General features: G+C 38.0%; 21 protein-coding genes and 1 tRNA gene. 7 read left to right on the top strand and 15 right to left on the bottom strand.

Translation table 11 applies throughout. The annotated features are described in order from the left end of the window. Positions 1-118: 118 nt before the first annotated feature. The 8 genes from BM327_RS13625 to BM327_RS13590 form a co-directional block, all read right to left on the bottom strand. A tRNA-Asn gene (locus BM327_RS13625) sits at positions 119-192 on the bottom strand. Positions 193-307: 115 nt separating this feature from the next. After that, positions 308-754 (bottom strand): single-stranded DNA-binding protein, encoded by a 447-nt coding sequence (locus BM327_RS13620; protein ID WP_090251707.1) that lies wholly within the window; start codon positions 752-754, stop codon positions 308-310. A gap of 62 nt (positions 755-816) precedes the next feature. Then, positions 817-1,722 (bottom strand): N-acetylmuramoyl-L-alanine amidase, encoded by a 906-nt coding sequence (locus BM327_RS13615; protein WP_090251704.1) that lies wholly within the window; start codon positions 1,720-1,722, stop codon positions 817-819. 93 nt (positions 1,723-1,815) lie between these two features. Beyond that, the gene (locus tag BM327_RS13610; RefSeq protein ID WP_170853768.1) at positions 1,816-3,279 is read right to left on the bottom strand and encodes an O-antigen ligase family protein; all 1,464 of its coding nucleotides are present in this window, start codon (positions 3,277-3,279) and stop codon (positions 1,816-1,818) included. A gap of 113 nt (positions 3,280-3,392) precedes the next feature. Next, complete coding sequence (locus tag BM327_RS13605; RefSeq protein ID WP_090251696.1) at positions 3,393-5,030, bottom strand: S41 family peptidase; 1,638 nt, start codon at positions 5,028-5,030, stop codon at positions 3,393-3,395. A gap of 4 nt (positions 5,031-5,034) precedes the next feature. Beyond that, entirely contained in the window at positions 5,035-5,424 is a 390-nt protein-coding gene (locus BM327_RS13600; protein ID WP_139230388.1) for a ribonuclease P protein component, read from the bottom strand. Positions 5,425-5,716: 292 nt separating this feature from the next. Next, positions 5,717-6,016: a thioredoxin gene (gene trxA / locus BM327_RS13595; RefSeq protein ID WP_090251689.1), complete on the bottom strand. Its 300-nt coding sequence runs from the start codon at positions 6,014-6,016 to the stop codon at positions 5,717-5,719. A gap of 2 nt (positions 6,017-6,018) precedes the next feature. Continuing rightward, a complete protein-coding gene (locus BM327_RS13590) occupies positions 6,019-6,405 on the bottom strand; it encodes a DUF983 domain-containing protein (protein ID WP_090251685.1) in 387 nt (128 codons plus the stop codon). Between the two features lie 283 nt (positions 6,406-6,688). Here BM327_RS13590 and BM327_RS13585 point away from each other — a divergent pair, with 283 nt between their 5' ends. Together BM327_RS13585 and rlmN are read left to right on the top strand one after the other, a co-directional pair. Further along, the gene (locus BM327_RS13585; protein WP_139230387.1) at positions 6,689-8,548 is read left to right on the top strand and encodes an LTA synthase family protein; all 1,860 of its coding nucleotides are present in this window, start codon (positions 6,689-6,691) and stop codon (positions 8,546-8,548) included. A gap of 112 nt (positions 8,549-8,660) precedes the next feature. Beyond that, complete coding sequence (gene rlmN, locus BM327_RS13580) at positions 8,661-9,731, top strand: dual-specificity RNA methyltransferase RlmN (protein ID WP_090251674.1); 1,071 nt, start codon at positions 8,661-8,663, stop codon at positions 9,729-9,731. 355 nt (positions 9,732-10,086) lie between these two features. Here the strand turns inward: rlmN and BM327_RS13575 are convergent, their stop codons facing one another. The 3 genes from BM327_RS13575 to purD form a co-directional block, all read right to left on the bottom strand. Continuing rightward, entirely contained in the window at positions 10,087-12,267 is a 2,181-nt protein-coding gene (locus BM327_RS13575; RefSeq protein WP_090251671.1) for a peptidylprolyl isomerase, read from the bottom strand. A 537-nt stretch (positions 12,268-12,804) separates the two neighbouring features. Further along, the gene (locus BM327_RS13565; RefSeq protein WP_090251661.1) at positions 12,805-14,061 is read right to left on the bottom strand and encodes a hemolysin family protein; all 1,257 of its coding nucleotides are present in this window, start codon (positions 14,059-14,061) and stop codon (positions 12,805-12,807) included. A 156-nt stretch (positions 14,062-14,217) separates the two neighbouring features. After that, complete coding sequence (gene purD / locus BM327_RS13560) at positions 14,218-15,492, bottom strand: phosphoribosylamine--glycine ligase (RefSeq protein WP_090251657.1); 1,275 nt, start codon at positions 15,490-15,492, stop codon at positions 14,218-14,220. Between the two features lie 278 nt (positions 15,493-15,770). Here purD and BM327_RS13555 point away from each other — a divergent pair, with 278 nt between their 5' ends. Next, the gene (locus BM327_RS13555; protein ID WP_090251652.1) at positions 15,771-17,060 is read left to right on the top strand and encodes a peptidoglycan DD-metalloendopeptidase family protein; all 1,290 of its coding nucleotides are present in this window, start codon (positions 15,771-15,773) and stop codon (positions 17,058-17,060) included. 91 nt (positions 17,061-17,151) lie between these two features. On the opposite strand, the gene BM327_RS15805 is transcribed toward BM327_RS13555, so the two are convergent. Further along, the gene (locus tag BM327_RS15805) at positions 17,152-17,679 is read right to left on the bottom strand and encodes a hypothetical protein (protein ID WP_139230386.1); all 528 of its coding nucleotides are present in this window, start codon (positions 17,677-17,679) and stop codon (positions 17,152-17,154) included. 510 nt (positions 17,680-18,189) lie between these two features. Here BM327_RS15805 and kynU point away from each other — a divergent pair. Genes kynU through BM327_RS13535 form a run of 3 tightly spaced genes read left to right on the top strand, consistent with a single transcriptional unit; the run spans position 18,190 to position 21,049 of the window. Further along, positions 18,190-19,464, top strand: a complete 1,275-nt coding sequence (kynU, locus tag BM327_RS13545; RefSeq protein ID WP_090251643.1) for a kynureninase — start codon at positions 18,190-18,192, stop codon at positions 19,462-19,464. Position 19,465: 1 nt separating this feature from the next. Beyond that, positions 19,466-19,675, top strand: a complete 210-nt coding sequence (locus BM327_RS13540; protein WP_090251639.1) for a hypothetical protein — start codon at positions 19,466-19,468, stop codon at positions 19,673-19,675. A 39-nt stretch (positions 19,676-19,714) separates the two neighbouring features. Beyond that, positions 19,715-21,049, top strand: coding sequence for an FAD-dependent oxidoreductase (locus BM327_RS13535; RefSeq protein WP_090251635.1), 1,335 nt, complete (start codon positions 19,715-19,717; stop codon positions 21,047-21,049). Between the two features lie 70 nt (positions 21,050-21,119). Here the strand turns inward: BM327_RS13535 and BM327_RS13530 are convergent, their stop codons facing one another. Further along, entirely contained in the window at positions 21,120-21,524 is a 405-nt protein-coding gene (locus BM327_RS13530; protein WP_139230385.1) for a hypothetical protein, read from the bottom strand. 451 nt (positions 21,525-21,975) lie between these two features. Between BM327_RS13530 and BM327_RS13525 the strand changes: the two genes are divergently transcribed. Further along, positions 21,976-22,845 carry a hypothetical protein gene (locus BM327_RS13525; protein ID WP_139230384.1) on the top strand — a complete coding sequence of 290 codons (870 nt, stop codon included), beginning with the start codon at positions 21,976-21,978 and terminating at the stop codon, positions 22,843-22,845. A 196-nt stretch (positions 22,846-23,041) separates the two neighbouring features. Here BM327_RS13525 and BM327_RS13520 read toward each other — a convergent pair whose 3' ends face one another. Beyond that, the gene (locus BM327_RS13520; RefSeq protein WP_090251622.1) at positions 23,042-23,506 is read right to left on the bottom strand and encodes a gliding motility lipoprotein GldH; all 465 of its coding nucleotides are present in this window, start codon (positions 23,504-23,506) and stop codon (positions 23,042-23,044) included. Continuing rightward, the gene (gene ricT, locus BM327_RS13515) at positions 23,496-25,025 is read right to left on the bottom strand and encodes a regulatory iron-sulfur-containing complex subunit RicT (protein WP_090251617.1); all 1,530 of its coding nucleotides are present in this window, start codon (positions 25,023-25,025) and stop codon (positions 23,496-23,498) included. The genes BM327_RS13520 and ricT overlap by 11 nt, the downstream gene beginning before the upstream one ends. Positions 25,026-25,170: the final 145 nt, after the last annotated feature.

Here is a 25,170-nt window from a genome sequence, read left to right as displayed (position 1 = left end):
AGAAAGTTGAAAGAAATGTTAAAAGGTGGGGAGGGTTTGAGTTGGGATTGAAATAAAACCTATTGTTTTCACAAAAGTATAAAGCAAAAAAAAAGCACTTATTTCTAAGTGCTTTTTGCTCCTCCTCTTGGGCTCGAACCAAGGACCCTCTGATTAACAGTCAGATGCTCTAACCAACTGAGCTAAGGAGGAGTGTGCTTCGTTTGCGGGGACAAAGATATGCATTCTTTAGAGAACTGCAATGCTTTTGCGCAAAAAAAATTAAAAAAATTTCAAAGTTTTTTATTAAATATTGAATATCAATTCTTTAAAAATCTTCCTCATTTAGGGTGAAATCTTCAAAACCTCCAGTCCCTAAATCATTTTCGGAGTCTTCCATGCTGAAATCATCATCAGAAGGCATACCTTGGTCCTTACTCGGACGCAAAATATTCGTTTTAGAAACGTTCAATCTTATTTCTGTTTTAATGGAATTATCGTCTTGCAAGTAAGCTTTCGGAAAGGGTGTTCCTACCAATTCTACCAAAGCCCCTTTCTTAAGGAAGTCTAATATTCTCAGGTTAGCTCCTTCCTTTTTCCAAATCGTACAGTTTACCCAAGTTGTTTTTGTTTTAGATTCTCCCGTACGTTTATCTCTCCAGTTTTTATTGTGTGCTACCGGAAAGTTGATGGCGATTACTCCTCGTTCCATGTTCCTTACCGTTGCGTCTTTACCTATGTTTCCTATGAGTCGTGTCTCAAAAACCGTAGCCATGTATTTTTTGTGTATTTAAATGTGTATGTGTTGTGGTATCTTCTTGTATGCAAATTGCATTGCTACTCAAATTTAACAATATAAGCGTCGGGGAAGCCATTTTCCTTGACTTTTTTGAGCAAGGCTTTACACTCCTTTTTATTTGAAAATTTACCTACGTAATACTTGTATTTATACATGCTTTTCGATTCTACCTTTATGCGTTCTACAGTTACACCTAATTTTTTAAACTCTGCGATATCTGTTTCAACGGGGTCTATGCTCGACATGATTTGTATCTTATATACTTCTCCACTTTGAGATAATTCTTTTTCTGTATTGATAAAGTCTATGTCCTTATGTTCGCGTTGAATAAAATCTCTAAAACCACGGTAAAGTGCCGAAGCAATAATTTCTTGACCGTAAACTGAGTTCAAATAATTGGCCTCTGATGTATTGGTAACAAAGCCGCACTCAACCAAAACACTGGTCATTTTGGTATATTTCAATACCTGTACAGAATGACCCCTATCCTCACCTGTTTTAACACCTCTACTTCTACGCTTGGCTCTATTCTCAAATTGATTTTCAAACTCTGTAGCCAAACGAACAGCTTTTTTAGATCCCCAGTTGTGTACATGAGATTCCGTTCCATACACCGTACTTTTTGCACTTCCATTACAGTGAACAGAAATGAAGTAATCTGCATTTAGTTCGTTGGCCATATCCACACGCTCATCGAGTGAAGGGTAAATATCTGTTTTACGCGTATAATGAACTTCAACGTTGATTAAGTTTTCTTCGATGTACTTCCCAAACTTTAAAGCTATACTTAAATTGAGATCCTTTTCAGGTTTTAAAGCTTTATCGTGCGACAAATGACCTGGATCTGAACCACCATGTCCTGGATCAATAACCACGATCACTTTATCCTTACCAAAAGCAAATAGGTTTAAGCAAAGTGTTAGTGCGAGAAAGAAAAATTTCATTGTTAAACGTTTTAACTATCAAAATAAGTTAAAATCTACATGTCTTAAACCCGGCGTGGGAGAAGATTGTCAAGAACCCAATGTGTAAAAAGCTTAAGCTTCAGTTTTTTGATGAAACTGGGTAGAGAATACCGCTAAGAATAAAGCTATAAATGTAACTCCTTGTTGTGTTTCTATGGTATCTTCCGGTAAAAAGCTAGCCAGCGCAATTATACCAAAAGCAAGAGCTAAGATATGCTTGTTGCGCAATGCACCTTTTAGAAAGACTATCCATATTGCCAAGAAAAGTATCATACCGGGCAAACCAAAGGTAATCCAGGTTGTTAAGAATTGATTGTGGGCCCTGTTTCTATGGTGTTCATCTAACTTAGAATCTAAGTGATCATAAGCATCATTGAAGGCATCTTGTACATCACCGGTTCCTACACCAAAATAGGGGTTGTTTTTAATAATGTAAACTGCAGCCGACCAGTGCTCTAAACGCTGTAGGAGTGAATGACCATTTGGATTTCCATTTGCCGCATAGGTTTGAAACTGTGTTTTCAACCCGTTGAGTCGGTTTTGTAAACCTCCGTTTTGAGCTTCCAAACTGGTAATGCCTTGTTCAATAAAGTCTATGTCTTCATCGGTTAACTGGGCGATACCTTGTGCATCTTTTCTTTGCTTTTTAGAAGTTAAATACCTCCAAAGCGTATATTTTACATGCTGTTTTTTTCTGTCTAAACTGTCGTAAGGAATGGTTGACCTTTTGTTCCATTCGCGGCGCATTTCTTCCTCGGCGATGTAAATCATAATAGGTTCGCCGTTTTCGAAAAATGTAGAGAGCGTATCGTGGTAATAGATGGTTCCTTCTGCACTCGCATAATCGAGCTCACCATAAATGTAATCCTCATTTTCTGGCCATAGAAATTGAACCATAGCTATTCCTACAGTTAAAAGGGAACCTACAAACATTATCCATAAACTCCACTTTAAACTTTTTATCTTTAATTGAGCTATTGCGTAAAGAAATAAAGCAGCCATTAAACATGCATAGGCTACCACACCGCTTAACACTTGACTGTACAGGGTATAGTAAGAAAACCATGCGAAAAGAAGGGCAAACAACCAGTATAACTTCGTTCTTTTAACCGTGTAAATTAAAGTGATAGCAGCGCCAAAAACCACCAACAAGGCAAAGCGTATGTGCGATCCAAACAAAGACATTTCACGAATATCTAAGAAAATGCCTTCGCTAATTTTTTGATGATAATTATAGAAATTGATACCCGTGGTAACCAATAAACTCAACAGAAAGAGAAGAAAACCATGCTTTACTTCTTTTACTTGCAAGGGGCGTGCAGCATACACGAAGGGTAAAACAAAAAGCGGAAGTTTTACGCGTAAATCGTGAAAGGCATAATCAAAATTAGAGGTGTAGATTAACCCCAGAAAGTGAAAGCCAAAAAACAGAAGGGTTAATGCTACAATTTTATTCTTGCGTATATTTTTTAGGTAAGTGGCAAAGTGTGCTTCTAAAAGTATGTTGAGAAAACACAACATTGTAGCAAGCGACAACACCACCTTGTTAAGAGGAAGTCCTACACACAGTGCGAAAAAACACAGCTGATGAATTAAAGTATGGACACGATAGCCAAAAAGCTTGTCGAGCATAAGTAGAGTAGTTTCTTTTATTTCTTAACGTTAACTTGTAGGGTAGAATTGTATAACTTCTCATTATTTAATACTTCCACCGCCTTTGCCAAACTCTGATCACTAATAAAACTATTTAAAACTCTACCTTCTTGATAGTAGTAGCGTCCTACTATTTCATTTTGCACCATTTCCTTAATTTGCTTTTTAAAACGCAACATATCTTCCTTTTTGGAAGGTTTCAAAGCTGCCAACAAGGCTTCGAATTCTTTTTCTGCAGATTGGAAGTAACCTTCTTCTTTAGCAATATCCATTACCTCTTTCATTTGCTCTTCAGAAGCTGTGCTGTATGAAAACTCTTTACCCAAAGCGTATTCAATAAAATCGTTATACTCTTTGTCACTCAACACAAACTCGCCTGGCGCAGCTATGCTATCGTGTTTGAATTTATACAAAGTTGCATAGTCGAAAATGATATTTTTTGTGATAAGCATGGCGGCCAGTCTACTCATGTTTTCACTTTCAACGCTAATATCTGGTTCTATTCCTCTACCGTCTATTACTTCTCTCCCATTTTTGGTATAGAAAACTTGTAAAAGCGAGTCTGGAACTTCTTCTACTTTTCCTCCAACTTTGTGAGAATAATCCAACTTCTGAACACATCTTCCAGAAGGCGTGTAGTATTTGGCTATGGTTAATTTCATTTTTGAACCGTATTTCAAATCTACCGTTCTTTGCACCAAACCTTTACCAAAGGAAGTTCTTCCTACCACAACAGCTCTGTCTAAATCTTGTAAAGTTCCACTCACGATTTCTGATGCAGAAGCAGATCCTTCATTAATCAGTACAACGATGGGGATTTCTAAATCCAAAGGTTCTTGTTGGGTAGTGTATATTCTGTTTTCTTCTTTTACCCTCGATTTGGTAGAAACAACCACCTGCCCTTTCGGCACGAACATATTAACGATCTTCACGGCCTCCATTAGAAGTCCACCCCCATTGTTTCTCAAATCCAAAACCAAGGATTCCATTCCTTCTTGTTTTAAGGATTGAAAGGCTTTTGTAACATTGGCGCTCGCTGTCTGGGTGAAAGAATTTAAGGCTATATAACCCACCTTATTTTCCAGCATCCCTGCATAGGGAACATCTGGTAGTTTAATTTCATCTCGAATAATTTTGGCTTCTCCTTCTCCAACATTTGGACGTTTATACTTCACAATGACCTCAGAGCCTTTGAGTCCCTTCAAAGCATTCGATACTTCTTCAGAACTTCTATCCTTCATATCTCTTCCATCTATGGAAAGAATGATATCACCTGCTTGGAGTCCGGCTTTGTGCGCAGGATTTCCTTCATAAGGTTCAGTAATTATAGTGTATTCATTTACCTTTCTGATGGTAGCACCTATACCACCATACTGGCCAGTGTTCATCATTCTATAATCTTCTATGTTGGCTTCGTGGTAATAAACGGTGTAAGGATCCAAGGCACGCAACATAGCGTCTATAGAAGTTTTAGAAAGCTCACCTGTATTGGGTTCATCTACATAATACTTTTCTAGGTTCATGTAAATAAGGTCCATGAGCTCCATGGATTTAATGACTTCGAAACTATTGCTTTGGGCTTGAGTAGTGTGTATACTCAACACGGTGATTAACAAGAATAAGAACTTTCTCATGTGCTTAATTTTCTATCTGTAGGGCTTCATTCAATTTCAACAAAGCCTTCTGTAATTTTAATTCTATTAAGGAGTAATCTGGCATTTCTCTACCTGTATACATAATAAACAGGGCCAATTGCTGATTGCTCTTTTGCAAACGCTCTTCAAGTTGGTGCCTGTTTTTACGAAACACCTCTCGCATCAAACGCTTGATTCTGTTTCTATCCACGGCACGTTTAAAATTACGTTTGGGAGCTGTTATAACGATTTGAAAAGGAATTTCTTTTGGCAAGGAAGTAATTTGATATCGTATCATGAAAGGATAAGATTTGATTCCTTCACCCTCATTAAACAAGGCGTCGATAATTTTTCGACTGCACAGTTTATACTCCTTTCCAAATCCTTGATTCATATTACAAAGATAACAGAAGTACTCGCTTACAAAAACGTCTATGAGATTCCCTGAATATTTTTTGGCACAGCTTTTGAAATAGGCTAAACAAGCAACAAAAAACACATGAAAACAGTTAAGAAATCCAAAGCCATTGAATTGATGCTAAGTACAGATTTGAGTACTTACATTCAGTTTCTAAACCAAGAACTTGTTAAATAGTTAAAGTAATAGTTTATAGTTAGTACAGCAAAAAGGAGGTCCCGTAAAAGAACCTCCTTTTTTTATGTTTTAGAAATATGACTCCAGGTCTTTATTTCAATGATTGTTTAATAATAGAACTTAAATCAGCTCTTGTCATTACCCCACTTCCGCGCCAAGCAATTTCTCCTTCTTTAAAAACGATGAAACTAGGTACGCCTCTAATTTTATATTTCGCCGCCAAGGCCTGGTTTTTATCTACGTCTATTTTCAATACACGTAAATCTTTTCCAAATTCATTCTTTACATCGTCTACCACAGGATGCATGGTTTGGCAAGGACCGCACCATGTAGCATGAAAATCTACCAAAACAGGTACCTCTCCTTTTACTATTTCCTTAAAACTTTCCATTTTTATTTTTTTGCTTTTGATGAATCATAAGTGCTAAACAAATTAATCCAAATGAGTCGCCCCGCTCTAAAAGTAACCGGCGCCAAACCAACAAGGGTTGCCACTACAATTATTATATATGCCCAATACGGTGTTTCTGGGAAGAGTAAATACGTACTCACAAAAGCCGCAACAGAAAATGCCACGCTCACGGCGTAAGCGACATACATTGCTCCATAAAAGAAACCTGTTTCCATTTCGTATTTGTGTCCACAGTGCGAACATCTCTCCTCCATTTTATCAAACTTCTTGAAACTGTATACCGATTTAGACGAGAAGACTTTTCCTTCATGACAAACAGGACATTTTCCTTTAAAGATGCTGTACAATTTAGTGCCTTTTAACCCCATTGTGTTTTTATTTATGATCCTTTTGTTTGCTCAACAAATATAAGACTAAACACGCATTATATCTGCAACTTTTGTTACGCAAACCTATTATTTATTCAAGGTCTAAATAACAGCTAATCTTGGGAATAGACAACGGTTTATTTAGACAATAAATAGCACAGAATTCCCATAACTAGCATCTCTATCATAAAGAATAAAGTAGTAAGGATTGAAAGTTCTATCTCTAAATCGGCCCACTTTACATAGAGGTTATCTACTCTTAAAAAAAAATTAAATTTGCCGGGTGATAAAATCTGTATGGACATATGGTAAAAGCTACTTAAAGCTTTATGCTTTTTGGTTTTTGCTTTTCCTTTTTCAACGCATATTATTCCTTCTATTTTATTCAGATAAACTAGAAAACACAGGGGTTACCGATATTTTTGGGATATTTTATCACGCCATACGATTAGATTTCGCAACGGCATCCTTACTTCTACTACCACTTTTAGTCTACCTTCCTTTAAAAACCATACTCCCACGATTTGGACATCTTTTCTTTCGAATTCTTTTCCTTTTAACCCTAGTCTATAGTGTATTGATACATTGTGGCGAGCTCAACATCTATGAAGAGTGGAACCATAAATTAAGTTCTAGGATTTTCACTCATTTAAGCAACCCCGACGAAGTTGCTAGAACGGCAGAGTTCAAACACTTTATTTTTTTCGCACTATTTCTACTCTTAGAATTTACATGGGCTTATCTCGTGTGGAAGTTCTTTTTCCAACACCAGTTTTTTCAGCAAACAACAACAAAACACAATTGGAGTTATCACCTGGCCAGTGCTCTTGCCTTTGGAGTTTCATTTGTTGGTTTGCGCGGAGGTTTACAACCCATTCCCATCAATATTAATTCGGCCATGTTTTCCAACAACTATGTTGTGAATGATATCGCTGTTAATTCTACCTATTTCTCAAGTAAAGATTTTCTTTTATTCAGAAGGGGAAGTATAGGTAATCTCTACCCCGAAATGGCGGAGGCTGAAACAGAGCAACGCGTTAAAATGCTTTACGCTGCAACGGGTGAACATCAAAATATATTCTTAAAAAAGAAGGATGTAAATATCGTACTCATTCTCCTCGAAAGTTGGAGTGCCAATGCAGTAAGCGCAACGAGTGACCTAAAAAATACCACCCCCAATTTTGATGCATTGGCACAAGAGGGCTATTTATTTGACAACATCTATTCTTGTGGTTGGACCTCAGAAATTGGGAATTCTAGCACACTAAGTGGATACCCAGCTCTGCCAGAAATAAGCGTTACCATGCAATCTGACAAAAGTAGATCTCTACCGTCCTTAAACCAGGATTTAAAACAAAAAGGCTACTACAGTTCTTACCTATTTAGTGGTGATTTAAAATACGGAAACATTGGAGGTTACTTGTTAAATCACGGATTTGATGCAGTAAAAGATGAATTGGATTTTCCGAGCGGTATTCAAAAACGTGGAAAACTCAACTATTACGATGCGGATTTGTACGACTTCTTATTGGCGGAAATAAATGCGAGTCCGCAACCCTTTTTCCACTGTGCTTTTACAGGAAGTACGCACTCCCCCTTTGATCAACCCTCTCCGAAGCAAAACAATTTCGAAGGTGAGGAAGAAGATTTTATGAACGCCCTAATTTATTCAGATGAAGCATTGGGTGCATTTATGGCCAAGGCTAAAAAGCAAAGTTGGTATGAGAACACTTTGTTCGTTTTTATGGCCGATCACGGTCATGCTGCTCCCCATTACCGCAACCCAAGTGATATTAACTTCTTTAGAATACCTCTTCTCTTTTATGGAGAAGTAATTCAAGAAGCTTATAGGGGAACAAAAAACAACATCATAGGTTCTCAATCCGATTTTGCAAAAACACTTTTAAATCAAATGGGAATGGCAACAGACCGCTACCCTTGGAGTAAAGATTTAATGGATACGACCATACATCCTTTTGCCCTACATACATTGAGAATGGGCTATGGTTATTTATCCAACGAGGGAAATTACGCTTATTCTTTCGACACACAAAAGGAACATTTAAATGATATTTCCGAAGAGGGAAAACTCAATTCCTACGCCTTAATTAACGCCTTGCTGGAAGACTTTGAAACGCGTTAATATCTGAATAGAAAGTGTCATTTGCTGATCAGAAATAGATTTCAAAGCTGCACAACCCCTACCTTCTTTGTTTACGTTAAAAAATTAGCGACCTTTGCAGCGGAATTTTACTATGGCACAGAAAACAAACATCAGAAATTTAACACTTGCTGAATTAAAAAATCAATTCACAGGTATGGGCGAAAAAGCTTTTAGAGCGAAACAAGTTTACGAATGGCTTTGGAAGAAAAACGCACATAGTTTTGAGGAGATGAGCAATCTAAGTGTGAAATTACGTGAGCAATTAGAAGAATTGTTTTTCATTGATGCTATTGTTTTAGACGATCAGCAAATATCGAGTGATAAAACAATAAAATGTGCTTTCCACGCAGGAGAAAAACAAGTGATTGAGGGAGTATTAATTCCAACTGCCTCAAGAACGACTGCCTGTATTTCTTCTCAAGTAGGATGTAGTTTAGCGTGTAAATTCTGTGCAACTGGTCGACTTAAACTCATGAAGAATTTATCGGCTGGTGAGATTGTAGACCAAGTAGTTTACCTAAAAAACCAAGCTGAGCAACGTTACAACAAGAGTTTAACAAACATCGTATACATGGGTATGGGTGAGCCTTTGTTGAACTATAAAAACATGCTTCGCAGTACAGAAATAATCACCTCTGAAGAAGGTTTGGGTATGTCACCGAAACGTATTACCGTTTCCACAGCCGGAATTGCCAAGATGATTAAAAAGCTGGGGGATGACGAAGTTAAATTCAACTTAGCGCTTTCTCTGCATGCTGCAAACGATAAAAAACGAAGTAGAATTATGGAGATCAACGATACGAACAACTTGGACGTATTAGCAGATGCATTAAAATATTTCTACAGCAAAACCGGAACTAGAATCACCTTTGAATACATCATCTTTAAAGATTTTAACGATGCCTTGGAAGATGCACAAGAGTTGGCTGAATTCTGTAAGAATGTTCCCTGTAAAATAAACATCATCGAGTATAACCCTATAGATGATGGTGAATTTCAACAAGCTCCTCGCGCAAAAGTTGACGCCTTTGCCGCATTCCTGGAAGAACGCAATTTAATTGTGAATATCAGACGTTCTCGTGGTAAGGATATAGATGCCGCTTGTGGTCAGTTAGCCAATAAAAACAAGGCCATAGAATTGAAGGAAAGAGTGCTTAAATAGATCTTTTAGACTTTTAGACTTTTAGACTTTTAGACAAAGTAGTTTTCCTGGTTGATCACCCTAATTTTTCTTGGATTATTTGTGAATACCTATCACGGAAGGGTAGTGTTTTAGATTGATCTTTCTATACCTTTTATGAATATCCGCAATGCTGCCGAATGGTAGTCGTTCACCTTTGTTAGCATCTTTCTTTCATATAACTACCTCAATAAAACAGCATATTTCTTAACCTCCACATTCTGAAAAATAATCACTCGGCAGAAAAGCGGAGAGTCATACAACTCACCCAAATAAACTGCAAAAAAATTCCCTCACCCAAACGGGCAAGGGAATCTTTACAATTATCTTTTGAAGTCTATCTCAAACCTAAAGCATTCAATTTTCTATTATCCACAACATCAGCTTTTTGAATCAAAGCGTTTTGGAATCTAGAAGTAATGTTACTTCTGTTTGTTTCTTGTAAACTTTTTCTTTCTGTAGAGAAGTCAGTAGTTTCTGGTGCTGGCACTGTGTTGTCCACTCTAACCATAAATACTCCTGATTTACCTTCGAATGCAACTGTTGTTTGACCATCTTGCAATCCTGAGAATACAGTACCTACGAAGATTGGAGCGTTTCCAGCACCTGTTACACTTGTAGCATCAAATGTAATTCCTTGCTGTTCTATTTTCAATCCTAATTCTTGCGCAGCTACATCTAAGTCAGTCTTACCTTCGAATTCAGCCATCAACATTTCAGCTTGTTTCTCTTTAACAATTTCGTAACGCATTCTCTCTTTTACAGCTTCGAAAGGAGCAATCCCTTCTTCTTGTCTTTCACCGTAGTATGCAATTACGTATTTATCGTTGTCTTTAACAGGGAAAGGATTCATCATTCCTGGCTCATTTCCTTCTTTGTAAACGAACTTAATAAGTTGCCCTTCTCCTTGTGTTCCTAATGCAGAAACTTGTGGAGATTTGTCTAAAATATTCGCTAAACGAGAAGTGTACCCTAATGATCTCACCATAGAATCAAAAGCTGCAGTTCTTTCTTCAACTGGGAACTTAGCAATAACTCTGTTGATTTCACTGATCATGCTTCTTGCTTCTGTTTTTCTCGTAGAAACTGTTTTCGATGTAACGGTAACCGGTCTATTCACTGCAAACATTCCGTAAACAGGAACCGTTCTACGTCCCATTACTTCAACAACGTGGTAACCGTAAGTTGTACCTACAACACCAATTGTTCCAACAGGCTCGTTAAATGCAAAATCATTAAACTCAGTAACCATAACTCCTTCTGGGAAGTTTTTGTAAACACCGTGGTTCATTTTCCCTCCTGGATCCTCATTGAATTGAGCTTCCATTTCTACGTAGTTGTTTTGTGTCCTGATCACGTTTGCAATACTATCTGCCTTAATTTTTGCAGCAGCATATGCATCCTCATCACTCTTGTTTGCAGAAATCAAAATATGACGAACGTGTGCTTGTTTTTGCTCTTCTATCTCTTTCACCTTTGCAACACCGATAAAGGTCGCAGTACTAATTGGCCCTACTACATCACCCACATTTAAGTTGGTCATTTCTGCAGGATACGTTTGTTGCATCTGTTGTGGATTCAAGTAAGAATCCTCTGGGTAAAACTTCACTGTGCTCACCTCAGGTGTTTGCATGTATTGTTGTACAAACAAAGTATCATTCTCTGCATTTTCGAAAGAATTCTTCAATTGAACCATGCTGTTCAATGCAGAAATCGTATCGTCTTCAGATGGAGTTACAGGAACAGAGAAGTAAGATACCTTACGCATTCCTTGTTGCTCATATTTCTTGTCGTTTTTGTGCTCTGCGTAGTAAGCCTTCAACTCTTCGTCAGAAACTTCAACTTCGTTAGATGGTATTTCGCTGTAACGCTTAAAAATGAAAGAAACATTTTTTACCGTTTTACCTGCTTCGTAATCTTCTTTTGCTTCCAAGCTCGTTGCCTTCACACCGTAAGATAACATAGACATGTATTTCTCATTCAAACGAGTGAATTTGATTTCTTCAACTACCGCTTGGTATCTTGCAGGATCCTCCATTTGCAACTGATCCAAAATTTGTTGAGCTCTTGCCGAGTTAAACATACCATTTGAATCTACCGCTACCTGACGAATTAACGGAGAAGGTTCAAAACCACTTCTTCCATACATAATACCGTCCAATTCATAAGGAGAAACTACTAATCCTAACTCTTCGTACTGTTCAATAGTAAGCATTTTACCTACCAACGCATTCCAAGCCTGATTTTCTGCATTTTTTAAATCGTTTTCAGTTAAACTAGCGTTAGGGTCTTGTTGCCTTTTACTATTGAACATATTTTGAGCAATATTGTTTTTGTATTGCTCATAAGCATTAGCATCAACTCTCTCACCATTAACGGTACCAATCCCAATGTTTTCACCACGACTAGCAGACCCGTTAAAAATTTGGTCCCAAGGTAAAATGAAGGCCAACATAGCCACACCTACCACTACTAATAATAACCACGATTTCTCGCGAATTTGTCCAATTAAAGCCATTTGTTCTTTTTCTATAAGGTTGCGAATATAATGATATGAATTTATAAATGAAAGCTACTACCCACAGTATTTTAGAGTTTTCACGGAAACCTGTTAAATTATAGCTCCCGCATACGGTTAGCCCTTCATTATGAGTAACTAAGAAAAATCTTTTATGTGTGCAGAACAAGATTTTGGGGCTTCTACGGGCTATACACTTTAGTCCTCAAAAGCGGTGTTCTTTGTGCTATTTGTGCCTTAGCTTCTGAGGTCGCAAAGTCCCAAAGGGCACGCAGACAACAGCGCTTTTTGCGGGCTGTCGTTGCTATCCCTAAGCCAATAAAATGGGGATTTTTATGGGTGCACTTATGACTATACGCAATCTTGCCGAAAAGGTCTTTTTTTGCGTTTAGCACCTGAAAGAAAGAGATAAAACACCCACAAAATGGAGGGAAGTACCTTATCTAAAAATTTTGGAAATCAGTATTCGGCAGCAAAGCGGATATTTAGAAAATTGCAGTGATCAAAGAGAAAAACGGTGTTTTACTCTTCCAAAATTTAATCCTTAATCTCTATGCGAACCACTTCTATTCTTCGATCAGAAACTTCTTCAATCACAAACTTGTAATGGTCCGTTTCCACCTCATCTCCTTCTTCCGGTATAGAGGCAATTTTGTTCAATATCAAACCTCCTAGGGTTTCATACTCTGCAGATTCTTCAAGCTCGAAGTCATACTTTTCATTCAGCCAATCGATATCCGTTCTGGCAGAAAATCTGTAGGTATAATCATCAATTTTTTCCTCCAATAATTCGTCTGCGTCGTGTTCATCTTCAATGTCACCAAAGATTTCCTCTATAACATCCTCTATGGTAACAACTCCAGATGTTCCTCCAAACTCATCTACCACAACCGCAATGTTTCCCTGTTGTTTTGTAAACAACTCAAGGAGCTCCTTTCCTGGAACTGCCTCAGGTACAAAGCTTATCGGAATTAAAATATCTTTAATGCGTTTAGGGTGCTTAAACAATTCAAAACTGTGAGAATATCCTATGACGTTATCAATATTATCGCGGTAAATCAAAATTTTAGACAAGCCCGTTTCTATGAACAATTCACTCAAATGTTGAATATCATCCTCCACGTCAACAGCAACAATTTCAGTACGAGGAATCATGCAATCCCTTGCTTTTACATTTCCAAAATTCAACGCATTCTGAAGAATCTGCATTTCATTCCCTAGCTCATCTTCATCTTCCATTCGTTCGTTCAAATCACGCACATAATGGTCTAAATCAACCTTAGAAAAAACATTACTTCCATTGTCTGTTTTTACCCGAAACAAACGCAACAACCCGTTGCTCAAAAGCATGGTAAATTGAGTAGGAATAAATAAGAGGTAATAAATGATGGCCAAAGGTATGGCTGCGAATTTTAAGATTCTATTGGGGTTGATTTGGAAAATAGCCTTGGGTAAAAACTCAGCTGTAACTAATATTAAAAGCGTTGAAACTATAGTTTGAACTAAAAGTACCCATCCACTTTCACCCATCATAGCTTCTAGCGGAGCTTCAATAAGTTTGGCCATTTGAATACCGTAAATAACCAATGCGATATTGTTACCCAATAACATGGCCGCAATGAAATTGGCATCGTATTGTACAAAACGACCCAATATTTTACCGCTTATATTTCCTTTGGTTCTGTCTAATTCTATTTTCAATTTATTAGCCGAGACAAAGGCTATCTCCATTCCAGAGAAAAAGGCTGAAGCTATCAGCGTTCCAATAATGAAAAATATGGTATATGATTCCATCTGTAAAACCCGAAATTAATAAAATTAATGGCAGCTTAAACTCACCTTATAAATATTTAATCCACATCGGGGTGCGTAAAATATCTCTTCTATAAAACAAAAAAACGAATGGCAACAGTAAGCTACCATTCGTTTAATATTCATTTTTGCTTCAATTTATTTCAAATCGAATCCTATATCTTTTCTGTAGTACGACTTTTCAAATTCTATTTTTTGAATGTTCTCGTATGACTTTTCTAAAGCAGATTCCATGTCTTTTCCGTAGCTTGTTACAGCCAAAACTCTACCTCCCGCTGTAGTTACAGCCGGACCATCAGCTTTTGTTCCTGCATGGAAAACAATACTATCTTGAACTGCATTCAGTCCGTAAATTGCTTTACCTTTTTCGTAAGCTTCAGGATATCCTCCAGAAACCATCATTACTGTAGTAGCCGTTCTTGGATCTATCTCCACATCGCGCTCAGATAAAGTCTGTGTACCTACACCTTCAAATAAATCTAATAAATCAGACTTTAAACGTGGTAAAACAACTTCAGTTTCTGGATCACCCATTCTACAATTGTATTCGATAACAAATGGCTCACCTTTTACATTGATCAATCCAATAAAAATGAATCCTTTGTATTCGATACCATCTGCCTTTAAACCTTTGATAGTAGGAATAATTACTTGGTTCAATACTTTATCAGAAAAACCTGATGCCGCAAAAGGTACTGGAGAAACAGCTCCCATTCCACCTGTATTCAAACCTGTATCTCCTTCACCAATTCTTTTGTAATCTTTGGCTTCTGGCAATACTTTGAATCCGTCTCCATCACTCAATACAAAAGTAGACATCTCAACACCTGTTAAGAACTCTTCAATTACCACTCTTGATGATGCATCACCAAACTTAGCATCGCTTAACATGCTTTCAAGTTCTTGCTGCGCCTCTTCTAAAGTTGGTAAAATCAATACTCCTTTACCAGCTGCTAATCCATCCGCTTTTAAAACGTAAGGAGCCGTTAAGGATGCTAAAAATGCTTTTCCTTCTTCTAAAGTATCTTTGGTAAACGTCTTGTATTTTGCGGTCGGAATGTTATGACGCATCATAAATTCTTTGGCAAAATCTTTTGACCCTTCTAATTGAGCAGCTTCCTTGTTAGGGCCAATTACGTAAACTCCCTTTAAAGCATCGTCTGCAGCAAAGAAATCAGAGATACCCAATACTAATGGATCTTCTGGTCCAACCACAACCATTTCAATTGCGTTTTCAATCACAAAAGTTTTGATCGCTTCAAAATCAGTAACCGAAATATTCACGTTCGTTCCCAACTCTTTGGTTCCAGCATTTCCTGGTGCAATGTACAATTCATCTAAGTGACTACTTTGTGCAATTTTCCATGCAAATGCATGCTCTCTACCTCCAGATCCTAATATTAAAACTTTCATCTTTTTCTATGTAATTTATACGCGTGCGCAAAATTAAACAATTGGTAGAATTTGAGCACCATAGAAGCTCCACTTTTAGTAAGTATATCACTAGATTAATCCTACACATGGTTTTATGGAGTCGTTTAGTTAATTTATTTCGCCAAAATTTTACAAAATAATTTGAGCTCAAGTGGGTTTTACAAAATGATTCTAGAAGAGTTCATTACATTTGCACACATTGGTTTAGAGGGGCTAAAATGCATAGGCCCCATTACTTGTGAGAAATTAAGAGGAGAATGATAAAGAAATTTTTTGTTGCTGGAATTGCTGCTTTACTTGTAGCCTGTGGAGGAAATGAGAAAAAATTAAAATCGGATGCTCAGCCAACTGTTGCCAAAGATACAGTCGTTGAAACTCCGAAAAATATGAAGTATGGTTTTGACTTCAATGCCTATGAAGTTTACCGTGACACGGTTAAAATGAATTGGACGATGAGTCACATGCTCTTGCCTTACGGTATAGATCAATACAGCATTAATCTCATTGCTGAAATGGCTGGGGATACTGCAGTTGGCTTAGATTATGTAAATTACAACGACCCCTTCATTGTTCTGGTAAATAAAGGTGACACGAACAAACGTGCACAACATTTGATTTACGAGGCAAATATTGAAAGTTACTACGTTTTCAATTTTGGTGACAGTTTAAGTGTTGAAAAGCACTACAGAGATATTAAAATCAACCGAAATACGTTAACGGGTGAAATTGTTCAAAATTCAAATTTGACCTTGGCCATAGACGAACAAGTGAATGATTTTGGAACTACAGCCGCTTTGGCCGAAGCTTTTGAAAACATTTTTGCGTGGAGTATAGATTTCTTTAAACTTCAAGCCGGTGACCAATTCAAAGTAGTTTACGAACAAAAAAGTATAGATGGTAAAGCCTATGGAATAGGAGACATCATTGGAATCTGGTTTAAACATAGTGGTGAAGGTATGTATTCATTTAGGTATACGACAGACTCTACAACAATGGAAACTGGTTATTATAATGAAGAGGGTAAAGAAATGAAAAGACCCTTCTTAATGTCTCCAGTAAAATTCGCAAGAATGACGTCGGCATATAACCTGAGAAGATTCCACCCCATCTACAAAAGGGTGAAAGCACATAAAGGCACAGATTACGCGGCACCATATGGAACACCTATTTTAAGTACAGCGGATGGAACGGTTACGAAAGCTTCTAGAACAGGTGGAAATGGAAACTATGTAAAAATTCGTCACAACGCCACTTACGAAACACAATATTTGCACATGCAAAAGTTTGCCAAAGGCATTCGACCAGGGGTTCGCGTAAAACAAGGTGATGTTATTGGGTATGTTGGTTCTACTGGAGCTGCCACTGGTCCGCACGTATGCTACCGTTTCTGGAAAAATGGAAAACAGGTTGACCACAGGGCTCAGAAGTTCCCACAATCAGAACCTATGAAAAAAGATTTGATACCCGGTTACTTAAGCTTTATAGCTCCATTAAAAGCAGAACTAGATAGTTTAGCGATAGCTCCAAGTAATATTGGAGAAGAATAATGGAAAGGGATTAAGTGAAGATGTTTAGAAATCCTCTGGCGATAAAGGCTGGAGGATTTTTTTTGAGGTTCTTTCTCAATAAATCATAAAACTACCCTGAGTCTCCGTTATTCTGCCGAATGCATTTAATTTCAAGATTCATAAACATCCTCAATTTACACCATTTGGTATTCCTATAATTGTACTTAAAGCTATATTCATCAAGGACTCCCTGCAAATGTAAGCCCGTGGTATAATGATAAATTCCTTTCAATAATTTCATTACATTGTTCCTTAAATGACTCCTCCATTTTAGGTTAATTATTTCCTCACTCAATTGTGTCGCTTTCTTATTGAAAACAATTTCATGATTTACGAAGAGTAATTTCTTGTAGGGATAATTATTTTTCTCTAACAGTTGAACTTTTGTATTCAAAATTGCCTCGTGTAAAAATACAGGTACTACCAACCTAACCTTATCTCTAGTTCTCGTTGGAGACTTCCAAAAAGTCATCCGAATTGACAAAGGCAAATTCATAAATACCTTTCTATTCATTTCCAAAAACATAAACTCTGTATATGAATTAATTGCGTCTATACTGTTTATCTTACCCATTTCTACACGAATTTTCTGTACCATATGATAGACTGTTTCATACCTTGTTTGCCTGGATTTACGGAAGATCTCATTAATAGAAACTGATTTTTTTGAATGGCAAACCAAATGCAAAATCTCTAGCCAATCCATAAACAATTTATTGCTGTCCCTCATAAAAGAAATAGATTTTAAAGAAATTTTCTTTGAGCATTTACAGCACCTCCAGCCTATGATTTTCTTACTCCATTTCAGCTTTTCGTGACCACATTTAGGACACTTATGAAGCACCCTTTGATAATACTTTTTAAAGAAATTTAGACAGTTGTTTTCTTTATCGAAAAAATGATAGAATTCAAAATTCGTCATGACAATTTAGGTTGATTGATTTAAAAAAAGTTACGACAATTTGCCGAAAAACTAAAATTGCTCGGCAGAATAGCGGAGATTCATAAGAAACAAGTATTTCACATCCCCATCATATTGACATATATCACTTGATAAAACCTTCTTTTTTGTTAAATTGCAAGCCATTCTTGAAGAACATAAAAAACAATGACAAACTATACAAATAGCTTAGAATTTGCGAGAGAGAAAGACGCGAAAGACGAATTAAATAAATACAGAGACCAGTTCCATATTCCTAACTTCCGTGAAGATGTGGTTTACTTTACTGGAAACTCTCTTGGGTTACAACCCAAAACAACCAAAGATTACATACAAAGAGAACTTAACGATTGGGCAAAGTGGGGGGTTGAAGGACACTTCTATGCTGAAAAACCTTGGTTTGAATACCACGAGTTTTTAACCGATAAAGCAGCCCGCGTTGTAGGTGCCCTACCGAAAGAAGTTGTAATTACACACTCGTTAACAACAAACCTTCACCTTTTGATGGTTAGCTTTTACCGTCCAGAAGGAAAACGTAAAAAAATTATTTGCGAAGCCAAAGCCTTCCCTTCCGATCAATATGCCTTAGAGTCTCAAGTGAAATTCCATGGTCTAGATCCTCAAACTGATCTAGTGGAAGTAGCCCCAAGAGAAGGTGAACACTTAATCAGAGAGGAAGATATCTATGCTAAAATTGCTGAAGTAGGTGATGAACTTGCCTTAGTGATGATAGGAGGTGTAAATTACTACACAGGACAGTTGTTTGACATGAAAACAATTACCGAAAAAGCACATGCAGTTGGAGCCATTTGTGGTTTTGATTTAGCTCACGCAGCCGGTAACATTCACTTGAAATTACACGATTGGGGAGTTGATTTCGCCGCTTGGTGTACTTACAAATACTTGAACTCTTCTCCAGGAGGTGTATCTGGTATTTTCGTGCATGAACGTCACGAATACAAGCCTGAACTTCCACGTTTTGCTGGATGGTGGGGTTACGATAAAGAAACGCGTTTCCAAATGGAACCTGGTTTCAACCCGATGAAAGGTGCCGAAGGTTGGCAGTTGAGTAATGCTCCAGTTTTAGGAATGGCCGCTCACCTTGCTTCTTTGGATATTTTCGATGAAGTGGGTATGGAAAAATTATGTGCTAAACGCGATGATTTAACGGCTTACTTAGAGTTCGTAATCGACGAGATTTCAGCACGTAATGAAAATGCAACCTTTGAAATTATTACGCCAAGAGATAAGTCTAAAAGAGGGGCTCAACTTTCTATTTTAGCGCACGGACAAGGGAAAGCTTTATTTGACGCAATGACAGAAAGAGGTGTAGTTGCAGATTGGAGAGAGCCAAACGTTATCCGTGTTGCTCCTGCTCCATTGTACAACAGCTACGAAGATGTATACAACTTCGGTAGAATATTAGAAGAAAGTATACAGTAAGATGGAAATCCAAGAATTAATACAAACCCGATTTTCTGGGGCAATAAACAACGAGGCTGAATACATAGAAATTATTGTTCAGGCCATTGCTGTATTGGTTTTTGGTATCGTAGTGTGGCGAGGTATGGCAGCGGTTCATAACCGTAAAAAAGCGAAACGTGCCGATAATATGTTTACCCGAGAACGTTACGAAACAAAGTGGAGAAAATAAACTTTAGATGTTTTAATTAATGTCTTTGACTATAGAACTATGAAAAAAATTGCAATAGTAGGAGCAGGTTTAGTGGGAAGTTTACAAGCTATTTTAATGGCAAAAAAAGGCTACCAAGTAGACGTGTTTGAACGCAGACCTGACTTGCGTAAGGCAGATGAGATTGGTGGTAGATCTATCAACTTAGCTTTATCGGATAGAGGATGGAAAGCATTAGAATTAGCAGGAATTGCTGATGAAATTAAAAAGATGTCGCTACCCATGTATGGTAGAAAGATGCACGACGTTGAAGGAAATTTATCTGACCTTCCTTACGGATTAAACGGGGAAGCTATTTACTCTGTTTCGCGTGGAGGTTTGAATCAAAAGCTAATGAACTTGGCGGATGATTACCCAAATATTACCTACCGTTTCAATAGAAAGTGTTTAGATCTTGATTTAAAATCAAACACCATTGCTTTCCAAAACACTGAGGAAAATAAAAAGGAAGAATACACCTACGACCAGATTTTTGGAACAGATGGTGCCTTCTCTGCAGTGCGTTCGCGTTTGCAGAAAACGCCTATGTTTAACTACTCGCAAGAATACCTTTCTCACGGGTACAAAGAATTGGTTATTCCACCTAATGAAGATGGAACACACCGTATAGCGAACGATGCTTTACACATTTGGCCAAGAGGAGAGTTCATGATGATTGCCCTTCCAAATATGGATGGTAGCTTTACCTGTACTTTATTCTTCCCAATGAAAGGAGAACTCTCTTTTGATACCATTAAAACAGAAGAACAGGTAATGGATTTCTTCCAAAAGACCTTCCCGGATGCCATTCCACATATGCCAACATTGGTAGAAGATTACTTCGAAAATCCAACTTCTACTTTGGTTACGGTGAGATGTAGTCCATGGAATTACGAAGACAAAGTATTGATTTTAGGAGATGCATCTCACGCCATAGTTCCTTTCTACGGACAAGGTATGAACTCTGGTTTTGAAGATTGTACTGTTTTCCACAACATGTACAACGAAATGGAAGGAGATTGGGATAAGTTGTTTGAAACCTTCAGCACCTCTCGTAAACCAGATGCAGATGCTATCGCAGATTTAGCGTTGTACAATTACATTGAGATGCGCGATTTATCTGGAGATCCAGACTTCTTATTGCGTAAGAAAATTGAAAAGAAATTTGCAAAATTACACCCAGACAAATGGATGCCTTTGTACTCAGAGGTAACTTTTAGTCATATTCCATATTCTCAAGCCTTAAAAGGTGGTGAAGTTAAAAACAAGATAATGGAGCAAGTAATGCAGATGGATAATATTCATGAGAACTGGGATACTCCAGAGGTGATGGATAAAATGTTAGAATTACTCTAAGTAAATACACCCATAAAATAAAAGGCTTCCTCTCCAGGAAGCCTTTTTTACGCATATACTTTACTATAAACTAGTTGCACGCTTGTAATGCTTCCCAAGAAGAAAACATTTTCTTAGTGCGAGTTGATAGTCCCTTTAACTTCTGTACATTTCTAACTACTTTTTTGATGTGCGCAGCAGATTTTACCTCCAAACTTAAAGTTCCAAATGAGTTACAGATACGCAGTTTATGCATGTCCGATTTTTTAACCTTCTGCTGGTCTTTCTCCGCACCAAAATATATACTTAATACTTCTAAGTCAGAACGACTAATTCCCTGATAATACGCGAACGATGAGCTAAAATTCTTCTCGTAACAACGAAAGGACTTGGCCAAGTAAGAACTCGATAAAGCACTATTGCTATAGTACAACAAAGAATCCATCAACACCAAACCTTCGGCTCGTGGTTCAACACTATCATTTAGGGGTATCACAAGCTCTATATATAAAGCCTTCGGAAAATGTTTCTTTGTAGAGAAACTAGTAGTAAATAATATAATTAGTAGCAGAAATATACATTGCTGTAATTTCATACCGAAAAATATATTTTTCTATTTGAACAAACAAATTTTCGGGTAAGAACTTTCTGTTTTTCAAGGAATAAAGATAGGGTAAGGGACAGCAACGGCAACCCACAGCCCAGTGAATTCTTTAAAAGACGAGTGCGGAAGGCGACCTTGGAAGCTTTGTGCACGACTTCTTTTTTAATGAACTGGGAGAGGATTATAGTGGATGGCCCGGTGGGCTGAAATGGAATGGAAGCACATACCCCCTCACCTTATCAAATAATAAGTGTCTATAAGTTTTTCACACCACATTTACTTATCTACTCCATCTATCCTTACCTTTGTCTGTAACCCATTCGCAATCATGAATTATTCTAGTATGAGAGTTCTTGTTTTTATATTGATTTCTTTATTTGCCTTTAACGGTAGCGCTCAAACCTATAAACAAAAGAAAAAGCGCAAGCAACACTTTGCAAATCCGCGTTTGCACAAACCGCTTTACCGTTGGGTAACCGGAGATTACTTGCGTCATGGGATACAAGTGGCTGTAGGGCCAACTTATCTTTTAACCAACTTAGAGGTTCCTCAAAGAGAAATTACCTATGGCGGTCGTCCTGCGCTCTATCAGTTTGATCCTGCAGGGAAATTAGGCCTTTATGGAGAAATTGGAATGGTTCACATAACCAAACGTCCGAGAAAATTTATACAATATTACGATTGGTCTTTGGGCTACAAACACTTTGGTGGTAAGGAAGAATTACAATTGGACTTACTCAATAGTTCTGGCGAAATTCAAAGCTCAGAATTTGGGTCGGGCGACTTTAATTTAGGATATGCCTTTGCGCGTTTTGGGGTTCACAACGTCATTCAACTCAATCCACGCAATTTCATAGATCACGCTTTAGGCGTAAACCTCGATTTTCGCGTTGGAGGTGGAAACATGGAATACGTTGGTAGCAGCTTGCCCGAAACGCAGTTTTTCCAAAATGACCTTGTTTCTCAATTGAACTACGAAATCGGTTACGGGTTCAAAATTAACGGTGGTTTTTTCATCATTCCTGGTGTGCGCATGCCCGTTATGGAAATCTACGAGTGGAGAACGGGAAATCCTTCGCTAGAGTGGTATTCGAGCACGTATCAACCCTTAATGATGAAACTAAAATTTGTGTGGTTATTCAAGAAAGACCCCAACCGTTGTCCGCCGGTAGAAGTAAATTCGAAGGATAGAGAGATGATGCGTAAAATGTAGCAGGTTTATCTTTTCTATTTGGCTGCCAAAAACCTGGTAAAACTATGGTTTACATCAACCAGCTATCCACTATAGTTCCCCGCGCCAACATCAAGTAGCAGGGCACAAAAAAAGGCACTTCCTGGGGTCGTACCTTTTCTTGTAATGCTTCTAAATGTTTGCACGGGCAAGCTACTGCTCCTATCTGGGGCAGGGTTTACTTTTCCTTGGCTATAATGCGTATACCTACGTCAACAATTTCTTGTATTTCTTCTTGGTTGGTGGCTTGTTCTATTTCAAAGGTATAGCTTCCTTTCAAGGGAAATTGCTGTGCACTAAAACGCATAGCACTGCTTACCAGAGATCCCGATTTCGTACCTATCCACTTCCCTTTATCATCGGCAATATTCACCTTTACGGCTTGCTTAGAAGTTGTACTATCCGGTGCTGTAATGTTTACCATCACCCACAAATTACTAAAGCCATAATCTGTAGTGGTGCGCAATTGTACATCAAAATAATAGGGCGTTAAGGTATCTTCTACCTCCACATGAAACACCGCTTTTTCATTTTGATTCCAAGCGTTATTATTAAACGTATAACTATTATCAAACATAGGACGCTCCCCACAAGATGCGAGGAGTAATCCTAAACTCAATATCATTACAAATTTATTCACCATCTTTCTTGGCTTGTGGTTTATTGTCTCCACCACCTTGCGGACGTGGTTTTCTTTTCTTGTACTTCTTCTTTGGGGCTGTATTTTGTTGCCCTTCAGGTTTTGGACCTTTATCCGTTTTGGGCTTTGCCTCTGGCTTTGGCCCTCTCGGTTTGGGTTTGCTTCCTCCTTTTACCTCTTTAGGTGTTTGGGCGTTTTTCCCAGCGTTTTGTGGCCTTGGCTTGCGCGGACCTTTGTTTGCATTGGTATTTGGCCCTTTGGCATTCTGAGGTCTTGGCTTACGAGCTGGAGCCTTTTTAGCGTCTCCCTCTTTCGCGTCTTTTGCCGCTGGTTTACTCGCCGCAGGTTTTGTCCCGGACTTTTGCCCCTCCGCTTTAATAGCTGCTGGTCTTCCTCCCGGTTTTTTACGCTTTTTCTTTCTGCGCTTAAACACGTGTTCAAACCTATCCAAGTCATCTTGTCCTACCACATTAGAGTAATCTGGCTCAACTTTAATTTGCTCTTCAAAGTCTTTAAGATCTGTAGGTTTTTCTCTTTTCTTATTGAGTTCTACAATTTCTTCTACACGCTCTGGAGATAAAGGAATTAATCCAGATCCTACACCTGCTTCACCTTCGTAGGCGTACCACATAATGCGCTTAAACACATCCGTTTTTACGTGAATCGCTGATCCTTTTTCCGTATACAAACGCGTATCCGGCTTCGGGAATTTCTTGATGCTGTCTAAGTACATGTCTAACTCGTAGTTCAAACAACACTTCAACTTTCCACACTGTCCGGCCAATTTTTGTGGGTTCAAAGATAATTGTTGGTAACGGGCTGCACTTGTAGAAACAGATCTAAAGTCTGTTAACCAAGTAGAACAACACAATTCTCTACCACAAGAACCTATTCCTCCTAAACGAGCCGCCTCCTGACGGGCTCCTATCTGACGCATTTCAATTCTAATCTTGAAAGCCTCAGCCATGTCTTTGATCAACTGTCTAAAATCCACACGTTGATCTGCGGTGTAATAAAAAGTGGCTTTCGTTAAGTCACCCTGATACTCCACATCAGAGATTTTCATCTCTAAATTCAGGTTAATTGCCAATTCGCGGGCTTGATGCATCACCTCTTTCTCAAGGTTTCTTGCTTCTACCCACTTATCTATATCTTCCTGATTCGCAATGCGATAAATCTTCTTTGCTTCGTGCGCCTTCATATTTGGCGCTTTCTTTTGAACTTGTATTCTGGTAAGTTCACCCACGATAGACACTACTCCAATGTCGAACCCTGGGCTACCTTCTACAACAACTACATCGCCAACTTGTAACGATAAGTCTTTAACATTTCTATAAAAACCTTTACGGCTATTTTTGAATCTTACTTCAATTATATCATATTGGCTCTGACCAGCAGGCAATTGCATATTTGCCAACCAGTTAAAAACGCCAAGTTTATTGCATCCACCAGAACTACAAGTTCCATTGTTTTGACAGCCTCTCGGAGTACCTCCTCCACTGCTACAACTGGAACATCCCATAGTTACTTTGTATTTTGAACTCAAAAATAACAATTATTTAGGCGTTTCAAACCATAATACGCCTCTAGGCTTTGCTTATTTGTCAGTTTTCAACCTCCGGGCAACAAACTCAGTTAATATCTGTCCTTCTTTTTACCGTAGAGAT

It is taken from the genome of Lishizhenia tianjinensis (assembly GCF_900116425.1).
GTDB lineage: Bacteria > Bacteroidota > Bacteroidia > Flavobacteriales_D > Crocinitomicaceae > Lishizhenia > Lishizhenia tianjinensis.
Note: the sequence above shows the minus strand (reverse complement) of the source record. Positions and strands in the feature narration are given on the sequence as shown.